At 33.0% G+C, this 14,639-nt stretch carries 14 protein-coding genes; all 14 read right to left on the bottom strand.

What is annotated here, in order from left to right:
* Positions 1 to 209: 209 nt before the first annotated feature.
* Positions 210 to 1,421: a threonine ammonia-lyase gene (gene ilvA, locus DQN38_RS03675; RefSeq protein ID WP_038453267.1), complete on the bottom strand. Its 1,212-nt coding sequence runs from the start codon at positions 1,419 to 1,421 to the stop codon at positions 210 to 212.
* Entirely contained in the window at positions 1,405 to 1,803 is a 399-nt protein-coding gene (locus DQN38_RS03670) for a CoA-binding protein (protein ID WP_182995123.1), read from the bottom strand. Before DQN38_RS03670 ends, ilvA begins: the two co-directional genes overlap by 17 nt.
* A gap of 150 nt (positions 1,804 to 1,953) precedes the next feature.
* Positions 1,954 to 2,355, bottom strand: a complete 402-nt coding sequence (locus DQN38_RS03665; RefSeq protein ID WP_065843976.1) for a YgiW/YdeI family stress tolerance OB fold protein — start codon at positions 2,353 to 2,355, stop codon at positions 1,954 to 1,956.
* Positions 2,356 to 2,411: 56 nt separating this feature from the next.
* A complete protein-coding gene (locus DQN38_RS03660; RefSeq protein ID WP_392389625.1) occupies positions 2,412 to 3,083 on the bottom strand; it encodes a 3-methyladenine DNA glycosylase in 672 nt (223 codons plus the stop codon).
* Complete coding sequence (locus DQN38_RS03655) at positions 3,067 to 3,807, bottom strand: DUF815 domain-containing protein (RefSeq protein ID WP_225893283.1); 741 nt, start codon at positions 3,805 to 3,807, stop codon at positions 3,067 to 3,069. The genes DQN38_RS03660 and DQN38_RS03655 overlap by 17 nt, the downstream gene beginning before the upstream one ends.
* A gap of 27 nt (positions 3,808 to 3,834) precedes the next feature.
* Entirely contained in the window at positions 3,835 to 4,440 is a 606-nt protein-coding gene (locus DQN38_RS03650) for a putative metalloprotease CJM1_0395 family protein (protein ID WP_011731931.1), read from the bottom strand.
* Positions 4,437 to 7,394, bottom strand: coding sequence for a transcription-repair coupling factor (mfd, locus tag DQN38_RS03645; RefSeq protein ID WP_065844495.1), 2,958 nt, complete (start codon positions 7,392 to 7,394; stop codon positions 4,437 to 4,439). The genes DQN38_RS03650 and mfd overlap by 4 nt, the downstream gene beginning before the upstream one ends.
* The gene (locus DQN38_RS03640) at positions 7,375 to 7,788 is read right to left on the bottom strand and encodes a bactofilin family protein (RefSeq protein WP_002849161.1); all 414 of its coding nucleotides are present in this window, start codon (positions 7,786 to 7,788) and stop codon (positions 7,375 to 7,377) included. The genes mfd and DQN38_RS03640 overlap by 20 nt, the downstream gene beginning before the upstream one ends.
* Positions 7,737 to 8,627 (bottom strand): peptidoglycan DD-metalloendopeptidase family protein, encoded by an 891-nt coding sequence (locus DQN38_RS03635; protein ID WP_002849160.1) that lies wholly within the window; start codon positions 8,625 to 8,627, stop codon positions 7,737 to 7,739. Before DQN38_RS03635 ends, DQN38_RS03640 begins: the two co-directional genes overlap by 52 nt.
* Entirely contained in the window at positions 8,617 to 9,786 is a 1,170-nt protein-coding gene (locus DQN38_RS03630; protein ID WP_065843715.1) for a bifunctional folylpolyglutamate synthase/dihydrofolate synthase, read from the bottom strand. The genes DQN38_RS03635 and DQN38_RS03630 overlap by 11 nt, the downstream gene beginning before the upstream one ends.
* Positions 9,786 to 11,330 (bottom strand): GGDEF domain-containing protein, encoded by a 1,545-nt coding sequence (locus DQN38_RS03625; protein WP_065843716.1) that lies wholly within the window; start codon positions 11,328 to 11,330, stop codon positions 9,786 to 9,788. Before DQN38_RS03625 ends, DQN38_RS03630 begins: the two co-directional genes overlap by 1 nt.
* On the bottom strand, positions 11,311 to 11,850 hold the full coding sequence (gene lptE, locus DQN38_RS03620) for an LPS assembly lipoprotein LptE (RefSeq protein WP_002849158.1): 540 nt from the start codon (positions 11,848 to 11,850) through the stop codon (positions 11,311 to 11,313). The genes DQN38_RS03625 and lptE overlap by 20 nt, the downstream gene beginning before the upstream one ends.
* A gap of 1 nt (position 11,851) precedes the next feature.
* The gene (gene leuS / locus DQN38_RS03615; RefSeq protein ID WP_002849157.1) at positions 11,852 to 14,287 is read right to left on the bottom strand and encodes a leucine--tRNA ligase; all 2,436 of its coding nucleotides are present in this window, start codon (positions 14,285 to 14,287) and stop codon (positions 11,852 to 11,854) included.
* Between the two features lie 8 nt (positions 14,288 to 14,295).
* Positions 14,296 to 14,634 carry a DUF6394 family protein gene (locus DQN38_RS03610; RefSeq protein WP_002849155.1) on the bottom strand — a complete coding sequence of 113 codons (339 nt, stop codon included), beginning with the start codon at positions 14,632 to 14,634 and terminating at the stop codon, positions 14,296 to 14,298.
* Between the last annotated feature and the right edge of the window lie 5 nt (positions 14,635 to 14,639).

The raw sequence follows: 14,639 nt of genomic DNA, 5'->3' as shown, positions 1-14,639 counted from the left end.
AATAAATTTAAAAAATTTAAAAAATGAAGTATGAATTTATATTTTATTCTGCAATATTCTTATTATTGTGTTTCATTTTTACACATTGCTACCTAATATCTGAGAATAATTTTAATTTTTTTTAGTTAGTAATTATAAAAGTTGTTTAAATATCTTTATAAAGAAAACATTTTAGCTTAGATTTTGATAATCCAAGCTAATTTTTCGTATTAGAATTCTTGAGTAAATTCGTATCCTGCTGATTTTAAAGCGTAAGCTACTTTTTCTTGATGATCCTTACCTTTAGTCTCAAGCGTGATGGTTATGGATGCGTCACCGTAACTTAGCTTTGTTGAAAATCTATCGTAGTCTATTTTTACGATATTTGCTCCGGAGCTTCTAAGAACATCTGTAAGTCCCATAAGTGCGCCCGGTTTATCGATCAAAGTAACGTTTATGATCATCTTTCTACAGCTTCTTATAAGACCTTTTTCGATGATAACGTTTAGCATTTGTACATCGATATTTCCACCGCTTAAGATGGCTCCTATTTTAGCACCTTTTTTAAATTTAAACTTATTTTCCAGCAAAGCCGCAACAGATACAGCTCCTGCACCTTCAACAACTATCTTTTGCTGCTCCAAAAGATATAGTATGGCGTTTGCTATCTCATCATCTCCTACTTGAACCATCTCATCGACGCTCTCGATGATATTTGCCAAAGTTATAGGACTAGCATCACGTACGGCGATACCATCGGCTATGGTTCTAACCGATTTTGAATTATGCTGTTTTTTATCTTTAAAACTATCAAACATAGCAGGAGCGCCTTTTGCGCTTACGCCGATAATTTTTATATTTGGATTTATCTGTTTAGCGCAGCTTGCCACGCCGCTTATCAGTCCACCTCCACCAACAGGAGCTACTATATAGTCTAAATCCGCCACTTCATCAAGCATTTCTAAAGCGATCGTTCCTTGTCCTGCTTGAACCAATTCATCATCGAATGGATGAACAAAAGTCATAGAGTTATCTTTTGCATATTTTAGAGCAAATTCATAAGCTTCATCAAAGTTATCACCGCTTAAAATGACCTCAGCACCCAAAGATTTTGTGCCAGATACCTTTGAAAGCGGAGCCGCTTCAGGCATAATTATAACTGCTCTAACGCCAAAATGTCTTGCACTGATAGCTACTCCTTGAGCGTGATTTCCGGCACTCGCCGCTACTACTCCGCACTTTTTGGAGTCATCACTTAAATTAGCAATTTTATTAAATGCTCCTCTAACTTTGTAAGCCCCTGTTATCTGTAAATTTTCTTTTTTTAGATAAATATCGGCTCCGCTTATTTTGCTAAGACGAGGAGCTAAAGCAAATGGGGTTTTAGAAATAAATCCGTCAACTGTTCTTTTTGCTTGAATTATTTTATTTAAGCTTACCATTGTTTTCCTTTTTGTGTTCGACCATAATGCATGCATTTTGAATGAAATTTATACCTAGAATCTCAGCTTTAGCCATAACTTCATCATTTTCAATACCAAGCTGAAGCCAGAGATTTTTCGCTCCTATATCATAGGCTTCATCAAGCAAACTAGAAGCAAACTCGCTCTTCCTAAACATTACAACAGTGTCTATAGGATCGTTTATATCTCTTAAACTTTTGTATATTTTTCTGCCATAAATTTCGCCCTCTTTTGGATACACCGGATATACATTAAAACCCTGCTTTATAAGATAATGACCAACCATATTGCTGGCTTTGGCAGGTTCTGGACTAAATCCTATAACGGCTATATTTTTCATACTATTTAGAATGTGCTGCATAGATCTCTTTTGAAGTAAATTTAAAAAATTGTAGCTAAAAAAAGGTAAAAGAATTATAAAAATATCGACATTTGGAAGCATTTAAAATAGTTTAAGCAGATAATTTTAAGCTTAAACTATTTTTAAAATTATATATATCTAAATTTCAAATTATTGATTAACTTTTGTAATAGTTTTTACATCTATTTCATTTTTTTTGAACATATCACTATCGACTTTGCCATAGATCGAAACAGTATCATTAGGACCTACAACCAATCCACGCCAGTCATCATCGTCTATCTCAACTATGATAGTATCTTTTCCATCTGTAAATTCATACTTATCGTGCTGAACTTGTCTTGTAAGCTTTCCTGTTAAATTCACTAAAGTATCATCTCTAGCACTAAGAGCAGCCGATACCGTAGTTACGCCATAAGCGCCTCCTGTATAACCACCACGGTACTGATTTGCAGGTTTATTGATCTGAGTATCGCTAAATCCTCCGTTAGTATTGTTGCTATTTGCAAAAGCAGCAACAACAACTGCTAAAGATATTAATATTTTTTTCATTTTAATTCCTTTTGACTTAATTTATGAAATAATAATAAAACTTTGTTAAAAGAATGTTAATAGATACTTCTTAAAAGTAAAGTCGCCTTATCATCAAATTTTCCACTTTTAAAATGAGCTTTACAAAACTCGACTATAAGCCCGTGATAACGAGCAAAAAGCTCATTGTCGCTTACTAGGCATATTGCTTTATAAACAGCGTTTCTATCGATATCTTCTAGCCACTGTCTAGCTTCATCGTAACTCTCAAAAGTAAAATCCAAAAACTCAAATATCCTAAGCGTGTATTTATCCACCACCATGATGTCACGCGAACAAGCATAACAAAGTATACTATCAACGCTCTCAAAACCCAAACCTTTTTGAGAGATCAGCCACTTTCTGCTGGCATTTTTTGCAAACTCTTCAAATGAGCCGAATTTATCCAAAATATTTTTACAAAGCATACTTAGTCTTTTGGCTTTCGTATTATAAAATCCGCTTGGCTTTATTAAATTCGCTAAGCCTGACTCGCTTAAATTTGCCACATCTTCAAGGCTTTGCACGTCTGCATTTTTTAAATTTACAAAAGATTTCTCTACATTTTCCCATTTCGTATTTTGAGTTAAAATAGCTCCGATGACGACCCAAAACGTACCAAACTCTGGCCACCAAAATGGGTTTGCCTTGAAGTCAAATGCTACTCCTTTATTTAGAGCTAAAAACAGATCTTCACTTCTCAAACTCACTCCTAACAGACAACCAAAACTGCTTTGCACTTCTAGCGCTTCTTACACCTTTTGATGAAGCGTAAATAAGAGCTTCTTTTCTTAACCACTCTTTATCTACATCTAGATCCTTAAAATAGCTATCAACTACGTCAAGATACTCAGATACCTCCATCTCATAAAAGCTTATATGCAGACCAAATCTATCTGCTAAGCTTAAGCTTTCTCTATTATGCTCTTTTTCTATTATATAATTTTCGTGATTTTTTTCGCTTTTTACAATGTGTTTTCTGTTGCTTGTAGCATAAAAAATCGCATTTTTTGGTGGAGCTTGAATGCTTCCTTCAAGCAATTTTTTAAGCTCGCATAGAGTTTTATCGCTAGCTTCAAAGCTAAAATCATCGCAAAATATTATAAATTTAAAACGTTTTTTATCTCTTATCTTATCTAAAACCTTATATAAATTTACGAGTTCAAACTTGCTTATCTCTATCAACCTTAAATTTCTATCTATAAATTTACAAAATACAGCCCTAACAAGGCTTGATTTTCCGCAACCCATTTCACCCCATAAAAGAGCGTGGTTAGCACCTTTATCGTTTATAAAATTTAAGGTATTTCTGATCAGCTCGTCTTTTTGTCTATCTATGCTTACAAGCTCGTCTAAATCACTGATCAATATATCTTTTATAGGTTTTAATTTTCCGTCTCTTAAAGTGGCGGCTTTGGTCTTTTTCCAGTCTATCTTCAAAATATCTCCTTTGCTTTAAATTTAAAACAGCCCGATAGTACTTGGGATATATGTATCTTGCTTATATGGATTTTTGGTGTTATTTTTATTAGTTGAGTTGGGTAAGGCGGAGTTATTATCTTCGCCCTTACTATCATCTTGTTGTTCTTGTTGCATCTGAGCTTTTGCTGAAACTTCCATGCTAGCCGCATTTGCCGCTATCTTGAGATCTGCTGGACTAGGACTCGATGGAGCTAGAGCGGCACGTTTTATCTGCTGAGCTTTTTGGATAGTTTCTTCTGGAGTACTGCCAGGACTAGTATCTATCCCAACTTCACCGCCTATAGCATACATTTTCGAGTCAGGACCTCTTTGATAAGTATAGTTAGTCCCGCTAGTTAGTCCGGCACCTGCTGCCATATGGGCTGCTTCGTGAGTTCTTACTTCTGCATCTCTTTTTTGCAACTTAGCTACTTGAAGCTTCTCTTTATCACTTAGCTGAGTTACGTTTTTTTCATCTTTTTTGCTATTGTTATTTTTATCTTCACTATTTTGACTAGTTTTTAGAGTATCTTCTTTACTATCGCTATTTTTAATACCGTAATCGCCATATGGGCTGATAGTAGAAAGAGAATTCCCTATAGTCATGATGAATTCTTTCTTAAATATGCCAGAGTTTGTGCAAGTACGTCATCATCATCTTTACTCCTTGACTTTAAAATAACCTTCGTATCGTCAATTTTAGTTAAGCTTATATTTTGTTCATAATTACTCACAGATTTAAACCCTTGTTCGCAGGCCAAAATCTTTATGACTATAATATCTAAAAATTGCTTAGTGTAAGCATCAAGTTTGCCAAATCTATCTTCAATTTCTGCTCCTAGCTCATAAACTTCACTTACATTTTGGCATTTGCTAAGACGTCTGTATAGTTCAAGCCTGATTCTATCTTCATTTATGAGATCAGTATTTAAAAATGCATTTACGCTAAGTTTTATATCTATTTGAGTCATCTCTTTTGTTTGATGATTTAAAAGCAAGTTTATCTCATCTTCAAGCATTTTTAGATAAAGCGTATATCCGATAGCTTCTATATGACCGCTTTGAGCCTCTCCGAGCAAATTCCCGCCACCTCTAATTTCTAAATCATGATAAGCAAGAAGTGCTCCGGAGCCCAAAAACGAATTACTTTCAAGAGCAATAAGCCTTTTTACGGCTTCACTACTAAGCTCATTTTTATCGCCGACCAAAAAGTAGCAATAGCCTTGTTTATTGCTCCTACCGACTCTTCCTCTTAACTGATGCAAATCCGCAATCCCAAATTTATTTGCGTCATCGATTATAATAGTATTAGCATTTGGCAAATGAATACCGCTTTCTATGATACTTGTGCAAAGAAGCAGATCATACTCTTTATTTGCAAACTTCATCATCTCATCTTCGGTAGTTTTTGCGTCTATCTTACTATGAAGCGTTAAAACTTTTAAATTCGGTATCAAAGCTTTTAATTCTCGCTCCATACTTGGCATATCAGATATTAAATTATGCACGTAAAATATCTGACCTCCTCTTCTAATCTCTCTTAATATAACCTCTTTTATAAGCTTCTCATCCCACTCTTTGACAAATGTTCTTACATCCATTCTATCAAGCGGCGGCGTTAAAAGAGTGCTATAACTTTTAACTTTACTTAAAGCCATATTTAAACTTCTTGGAATAGGAGTAGCCGACATAGAAAGTATATGAGAGTGTTCGCTTATCTCTTTTAGTTTTTCTTTTTGTTTAACACCGAATTTATGCTCTTCGTCTATAATTATAAGTCCCAAATTCGCCGCTTTTAAAGATAAAAGAGAATGAGTGCCGATGACAACCATCGGTTTTGCATCATTTAAATTTTTTATAATATTTGATTTTTCTTTTGTGCTAGTAAATCTATCTAGTCTGCGTACATCTATGTTAAATTTATCAAAACGCTCTTTTAAACTTTTGAAATGCTGAGAGCTAAGCAAAGTAGTTGGTACAAAAAATAGAGCCTGATAGCCGCTTTTTACGCATAAAAATATGGCGTTCATAGCAACTTCGGTTTTACCAAAACCTACATCGCCGCTTAAAAGCATATCCATAACTCGTCCGCTCTTTAGATGATTTTGTATATCATTTACTGCTTTTTCTTGGTCATCCGTGTATATAAATCCGGCGCTGGATTTAAACTTAGCATACTGACTATCCGCGTTTAATCTTATACCTTCTATCAACTCTCTTTTTGCAGCTAGAGCTATGATTTTATTAGCTATAACAAATAGCTTTTCTCTAACTTTTTCTTTGATTTTCGCGAAACTAGCCTTGCCGAGCCTATCTACGCTAACTACGGCGCCGCTTCCTGCTATATAACGATCTATCATATTTAGATGTTCAACCGGCAAAAGAAGTTTATCGTTATTTTGATAAGCGATAACTACAAACTCTTTTTTACTACCTAAAACCGTGATAAGCTCAAGTCCTAAAAATTTACCTATACCATAATCACTATGTACGACAAAATCACCGGTTTTCAATTCATCTATAACTAAACTTGCTTTTTTAACTCTTTGTTTTTTGACTCTTTTATTTAAAGATAGTATCAATTCGTCTTTACTAGCTATATTTAATATCAGATTGCTTATGACAAGCTCTACGTTTGAACTATTTTCTAAATTTAAAGCATTAAAACTACTCTCGTTTGAGCTCAAAATTTGAATTTTTTTACTGCCGTGAAATTTGATAAGATCACTATTTACACTAACTTCTAAATCTTTATAAATTTTTGGTTCTGGTAAAATAGGAACAGCTTTTAAAAAACTTAGATCTCTATTAGAAACGATATCATCTATGTCTATTTGCATTGCCAAAACAGTTTTAAAACTCTCAAAATAATCGCTAAATCCGTCTATAACCCAAAAACCAAATGAGTTGATATCTTTTATCAAAGCATTTGAATCGATATTTTCTAATTTATCATTTACATCTTTTAATTCATCACTATTTAATGAAGCCAAAAACGGAGTTATAATAACTGAAGTAAGCTCGTTTTTGTCTGATTTTTGAGTATCAAGATCAAAGTATCTTATACTACAAACAGTATCTATATCCAGCAAAATTCTAATTGGCTTATCTTCTGAGACGCTAAATATATCGATAATTTCGCCGCTTATTCTTATTTCGCCTCTGCCTTCTACGATATCTACGAAATTATATCCGAAACCGAGCATTTCTTCTTTAAACTCAGTTAGATTTAACGTATCTGCGTAACTTATAGTTTTGGTTTTTAAATTTGAGCTAGTTGGAAGTTTATTTAAAAGCGTACGAATAGGAGATATAAGCAGCTTATTTTTTGAATCACTTTTATAAAATTCAGTTAGAACTTTACTTATTTCTAAAAGTTCTGCATTAAAAGCTCTTAAATCATCACCTTGTATAGCTCTAAAATCCGGTAAAACAAAACAAGTGAGTCCGGCGTAAGAAGCACTATCATAAGCTTCTCTTGCCTCTTTATCGTCATTTGTTACTAAGATGTCGTATATATTTTTATTAAATTTAAAAAACTCATAAATCCTTGCTTGCACTACTAGCCTCAGCATCTATAATCTCTAAATTTTCTAAACTTTTAACTACATTTTTCGTACTGCTTTTTCCGTTGAATTTAGCACCGCTTTCTATGCTTAAATTTGCCGCTAATATATCTCCTGATACAAAGCTACCATTTAAAATATCTACGAATTCAGCATCTATATTACCTTCAAAAATACCGTTAATAACAACTTTTTGTGCAAAAATCACACCTTTGATATTACCGTTTTTACCTATAACTACTGTATTATCGCTTCTTATAGCTCCATCAACTTTACCATCTACATACAACATAGATTTTAAGGTAAGCTCACCTTGTATATAAGCACCTTCTGAAATTATTGTTGTTTGGGCGTTAAATCTGCTAGGGTTCTTACTAAAGACTGCCATGATACTCTTTGCTCCTTCTTAAAGATTTCTTCATAATTTTTACTATTCCATTTTATAAAATTTATAGGATCTAAAGGACGTTGGATAAATCTAATCTCATAATGTAAATGAGGTCCGGTGCTAAGTCCAGTGTTTCCGCTATATCCTATAAGAGTTCCTTTTTTTATAAACTCTCCTTCTTTTACTACGTCTTTTCTGCTCATATGGGCAAAGCGACTTTTAAAACCAAAATTGTGTTCTATTATAACAACATAACCAAATCCATTTGTAGCATTATATCCGGCAAACTCAACAACACCGTCGGCCGGAGCATATATAGGCGTACCCACAGGAGCTCTTAGATCAACTCCTGGATGAAACTGCTTTCTATGTAGTATAGGATGAGTTCTCCAACCAAACGTAGCACTCACACCATTATGTTTTATGACATCTCCGTTCGGTATCATAGAAAAAATAATCTGTTGTTGAAATCCAGTAAGCTCTATATTTTCTAATCTCTCATCTATCGTTGTGTTATTATCGGTATTAAGACCTAACTGCTCTTCAAGAGCCGCTATCTTATCTTCTATAGAAGCAAACTCTTCACTGCTAGCTTTTATCTTTTTTTGCATCTTTTCATTTTCTATAAATAACTCATTTTTTACCTTTAAAAGCTCATCCCTTTTATCTTTTAATGCACTAGTTTTATTTTCAAGATAAGTGATATAAAATACCCCCAAAATAAAACTACAAAATGTAAAAATAACAACGTAAATAACGATTTTCTTGATTAATTGATGTAAAAGATAGTTTTTTGAGCCGTTTATATCTGTGATAGTAATTAAAAATTTATTTTTCAACTGTATCCTTTAAAAAGTTTTCTACAAGCACAAATGAGCCAAATACAAGGTAGTCTTTATCGTCTTCTAAATTTGAAAATTTATCGCATGGTATACCAAAATCTTTTGCGATTGTTAATATTTTTTCACCTGCCAATTTTCTATTATCACTGTCATATTCGTATATTAAAATTTTAGAAACAATATGCTTTAACTCATTTAAAACAGCTTTTATATCTTTATCATCAAATGCATTATATATAAGGTATACTTTATTAGTAAAGTTTTTTGCTATCTCTTTTGCCGCGTGAGCATTATGTCCAACATCTATCGTTATGTTTTTTGCTACTTTCTCTAAACGTCCTCTAAGGCTCAATTTATCTAAATGAGAAACTATTTCATCTATATTTTTTATTCCAAGCTCTTTTGCGCTAAATACGGCTAAATTAAGATTGTCTACTAAAAAACTAGGTAATTTAAATTTAAAAGCGTACCGAGTAGTCTCACTGCTAATCTCTTTTGGAGCAATCAAAATATTGCAACCGCGTTTCTTTGCGATATTCTTTGCAAGATCCATGAGAGAAAAATCACTGCAAATAACAGCGAACTTATCCATAGAATTTAGCTTTGTTGTAGCAATATCTTCTAAGCTATCTCCAAGCATATGGGCGTGATCAAGCGCAACTGGGGTAAATATACTAAGTTTTTTAGGAAAAACATTTGTAGCATCAAACTCTCCACCCATTCCAGCTTCAAGCACAACTTCATCAAGATCGCGAAATAAAACAGCCCCTAACAGAGTTGCCCATTCAAAATAGCTTAAAGTTTCTATAAAATTTTCACCGAATTTAGTAGTTTTTTGATATTCATCAAAATATATAAGAAGTTGTTTGTGCGCTTTTTCAAGCTCATCGTCACTAACGTCTTTGCCATCTATCCAAAATCTTTCATTAAATTTAAATATATGAGGACTTGTGTAATGACCAACTTTTTTACCGCTTGATTTTAAAATTTGCGCTAAAAATCTTCCGGTACTTCCTTTGCCGTTTGTGCCTACTACATGCACTACTTTTGGCAGGCTTAATCTATGTTTTATACAAGCATAAGCTCTAGGAAATCTAGTATAATCAATCTGATCATAATACATCGGTTTTGTACTTAAAAAATCGTTTAGTCTCATTAAACACTTGGCCTTACGCAATTTCTACCACTATTTTTAGCTTCATATAGATGAGAATCTGCTCTTTCAAGAGTATCTCTGTCGCTTTTACTATCTTTTCTTGAAGCCACTCCGCAACTAATTGTTATGTCTATATCTTCACCTCTATATAAAAATTTAAAATTCGATATATTTGATAAGATATTTTTTGCAAACAAAATCGCATTGTCTTTTGATGTTTCTGGCATAATAACAACAAACTCTTCTCCTCCGTATCTACCTACAAAATCAATATCTCTTGACTGTTTTTTGAGTATTTTGCCAACAGTAGATAAGATAGTATCACCTGCTTCATGACCATAATTATCATTTACTATCTTAAAATGATCTATGTCGAAAAAGCATATAGAGTAGTCTATTTTATATCTTTTATATACATCTTCTATATTAGCCAATTCGATTTCAAAAGCTCTTTTTGTTCCTACGTTTGTAAGATAATCGCTGCTTATCTCTTCTTTTGCTTGCAAAAGCATATCTTCTAACTCTTTTACTCTAGCTTTTAGGTTAGAAATAGTTTTTTTATCCTCTATAAGTTTAGCTAAAAAATCTTTTATCTCAAACTCAAGCGAATTAGATACATGCAAAAGCTTCTCTTTAACAACAATATAATCATCATTAGACCTTATATTATCTAAATCCGTTTTTATACTGCTTATACCGTTTTCATTTTGAGCAACTCTTGATATAAAATACTTTATTTGCTCATTGATATCATCTAAAATTCTATCTAAAATAACGATCTTTTGCTTTACTTCGCTTTTATCTAAATCAACTCTTTTCAAAATAAATTTTTTAATATCGCTTTGCATTCCATCGCTTTGCAAAAGCTCCGGTTTGGCTCTTATCTCATCGCTTATAGCTGCTAATTCATCGTTCATACTAGAAGCTATCGACGGTACTAAAGCAGCTATCATAAGCTCGGCAAGTTTTGTGTAATCCTTATCTTCACTGCTTGGAGTAAATTTAGCATTTAAAAGTTTGCTTACAATACCTTCTAAGTCATCGCTATTTTTTATACCGTACTGTTCTAGTTTTTTTAGATAATCATCATTATAGTCGCTTAAAAAGTTAAACCACTTATCTTTTATAATATTGATATTTTCTATGCTAATTTTTTTATCAATAGTCTGTACGCTTATATTTGCCAGGTTTCTTGCTTGCTTGTTATGAAGTAAGCTTATACTCTGCAAAATACGCTTTGTAAGCAGAGTAAAAGCTTGAGTAAGTTTAGTAAAATCGCTTGGATTTATACGATTTAATCGTGAACTAATAAATGCAAAAAGCTCGTCTAAATTTCTCACATTCATCTTTTTTAGCTCATCTTGATACATTTTATCAAGCTTTGAAATATATTTTTCTAGTTTTTTACAGTCTTCTACCGATACGCCTCTTCTTCTAGCTGCTTCACAAAAAAGCATATGATAATTATCTGGAGTTAGAACTATCTTTTTTGAATTTGCCTCTAAAATAACATCTTTTATAACTTCACTTACTATACTTGCCATCTCTTAAACCTTCAATAGCTAACCTAGAAATAAACTCGTCAAACGACTGTAAAGATGCATTTTTGATCGCCTCAAATCTATCCTTGTCACTTATAACGCTATCCGTAAATCTAGTATTATTTATACGTTTTGTAATCCTAAAATCATAGTCTCCGCTTGTAGTTATGTATTTGATATCTCCGTTTTTTAATTTCACTTTATAATCAACAATCAAATTTGTTTTATAAGCAGTAACATAACCAAATTGATCATATAAAATAGCATTAAAAGTAAGTGATTTTATACTGGCTATAATAATGCTATTGGCTTCTTCTTTTGTAGTTAAATTTCTACCTAGCCTTTTTATCATAGCTTCTCTTACGCTGTCTTTGATAGCAACCGTATTTTCAGGATCTGTTTTACTCATTATCACGTCTACCCAAACCGACTCATCTAAAACATTTGCAGTTATAACAGAAACTGGTTTATAACCACATCCTAGAAAAAACAGAACGACTATCAAATTTAAAAGCGTCTTCATTCTAGCCCTTTATAACTAAATTTACAAGCTTATTAGGCACATATATTTCTTTTAATATCTCTTTACCTTCTATCCATTTAGAAACCTCTTGTTTAGCTATCTCTAAAATTTTATCATCGCTTTCAAAGGCAGACACTTCTATTTCCGAGCGACGTTTGCCATTTACTGTTATGGCTAAATTTAAGCTATCTTTTACAAAAACTTCATCTTTTAAACTTAATTTCGTGAAATTTTTAAGACCAAACAGCTCATTACTAAGCTCATGGCAAGCATGAGGAATAATAGGCTCAAGTAAATTTAAAATAATAAAGTAACCCTCGGTCCATATATCTTTATTATTTTGAGCGTTCAAACCGTTTAAAGCCTCCATACAAGCTGCTATAAGCGTGTTAAAAGCAAAGCTATTTTCAAAAACATCGGTTGATTTTTTGAGAGCTTCATAAACTTTTAATCTAGCATATTTTTCGTCTTTATTTAAATTTGAATGGTTGATTTGCGGTAAAATTTCAGTTTTATAAGCATTATCGCTTCTATCATAAAGTCTATTTATAAATTTAAATGCTCCTTCTACTGCGCTATCATTCCACTCAAGCTCTTTTTGAGGAGGTGCTGCAAAAAGTATAAATAGCCTTGCCGTATCGGCTCCAAATTTATTTATAATATCATCTGGATCTACGGTATTTCCTTTGCTTTTGCTCATTTTAGAACCGTCTTTTAGCACCATTCCTTGAGTTAAAAGACTGTCAAACGGTTCGCAATCCCTTAAATACCCAAGATCTCTCAAAGCTTTTTGAAAAAATCTAGCATATAAAAGATGCAATATAGCATGCTCAATTCCTCCGATATACTGATCAACGCTCATCCAGTAATCGACGCTTTTTTTATCAAAAGCTACATCTTCCCATGTTTTTTCATCACTTGCAAACCTTGCAAAATACCATGAACTTTCAAAAAACGTATCCATAGTATCCGTTTCTCTTGTAGCTTGACTACCGCATTTTGGACATTTACAGTTTTTAAACTCGCTATGCTTATCAAGAGGATTTCCCTCTCCAGTTATGACTACATCATCAGGCAATTTAACAGGAAGATTTGATATATTTTCAGGTACTACGCCGCATTTTTTACAGTGTATCATCGGTATAGGGGCTCCCCAGTATCTTTGACGAGAAATTCCCCAGTCACGAAGCTTATAATTTGTAACTCTATTTCCCCAGCCCTCTTTTTCAAATTTAGAGATTATCTTCTCTCTAGCTTCCTCATACGCAAGTCCGTTTATAAGTTCTGAGTTTATATAAACTCCACTTTTTTCGCAGTATGGAAGAGTATCTGATTTTATAATTTGCTTGATATTTAGATTAAATTTGCTAGCAAACTCAAAATCCCTCTCATCATGAGCAGGCACAGACATAACGGCTCCGCCGCCATATTCAGCAAGTACAAAATTTGCACACCAAACAGGTATAAGTTCGTTAGTTAGCGGATGAATTACGTTTAATCCTAAACTAACACCGTCTTTATCGATAGATTGTCTCTGCTTTGGACTTTGATTTAATATAAATTTTAACTTAGCAGATGTGGCGTCATCAAGTATGTTTTTTTCAAGCAACTTTTTTACAACTATATGTTCAGGAGCTATAGCGGCGTAACTAACTCCATATATGGTATCAGGACGAGTTGTAAATACTTTAAATCCATCCATACCATCAAGCAAAATTTTACTACTGCTATCGAATTTAAACTCAAACTCAAGTCCATAACTTTTACCTATCCAGTTTTCTTGCATAGTTAAAACTTGATTTGGCCATTTACCCTCTAAATCTTTTAAACACTCTAATAGCTCATTTGCATAGTCTGTAATTTTTAGATAATACCCCGGCATCTCTTTTTGTATAACTTCATGCCCGCATCTCCAGCATTTTCCATCTTCTACTTGTTCATTAGCTAAAACAGTTTGATCATTTTCACACCAATTTACGACAGCTGATTTTCTATATACAAGCCCTTTTTCATACATTCTAATAAAAAATTCCTGCTCCCATCTAGTATATAGAGGATCACTAGTAGCAAAAAGTCTCTTTTTAGAAAAACTAAAACCTAGAGCGTCAAGCTCTTTTGTCATATAATCTATATTATCATAAGTCCAAATTTTAGGGTGAATTTTATGCTTTATAGCTGCATTTTCCGCCGGCATACCAAAACTATCAAATCCTATTGGTTGTAAAACATTATAGCCTCTATTTCTGTAGTACCGAGAAAGAGCGTCTCCTATACTATAGTTTCTAACATGACCCATATGAAGCCTACCGCTAGGATAGGGAAACATAGAAAGAATATATTTTTTAGGCAGTGAATAGTCGTCTTTTGGCTCACTATAACCATTTTTTTTCCAAATTTGTTGCCATTTGTATTCAATATTTTTAGCATTATATTCCATAATATTCCTTAAAATTCATCTCTTATTTTGCTAGCTTCAGTTAGAAGTAAAAACATAGAAAATATATTTGCTATTACTCCGCCGATAACTAAAGAATATACTATAACTTCATTAGCTCCTATAACTAAAAGAACAAAAGCCGGAATTAAATGCAAATCAGCCACAAGGGAGCTAGCAAATAGCTCGGCAGAGAGCATATTTCTAACTCCTATTTTAAGTAAAGTAGAAATCAAATTTATACTAGCTGCTATAAATAACGTAATCTCACTCTTATCATATAAAAATCCGGCAGTCGTGGTCAAGCTCATAAGAGCAAAAAACGTGTATATAACCTTACCCCAATTCATACTAG

Origin of the sequence: Campylobacter fetus subsp. fetus (genome assembly GCF_900475935.1) — a bacterium.
Lineage (GTDB): Bacteria > Campylobacterota > Campylobacteria > Campylobacterales > Campylobacteraceae > Campylobacter > Campylobacter fetus.
This window is presented reverse-complemented; position numbering and strand designations above follow the sequence as displayed.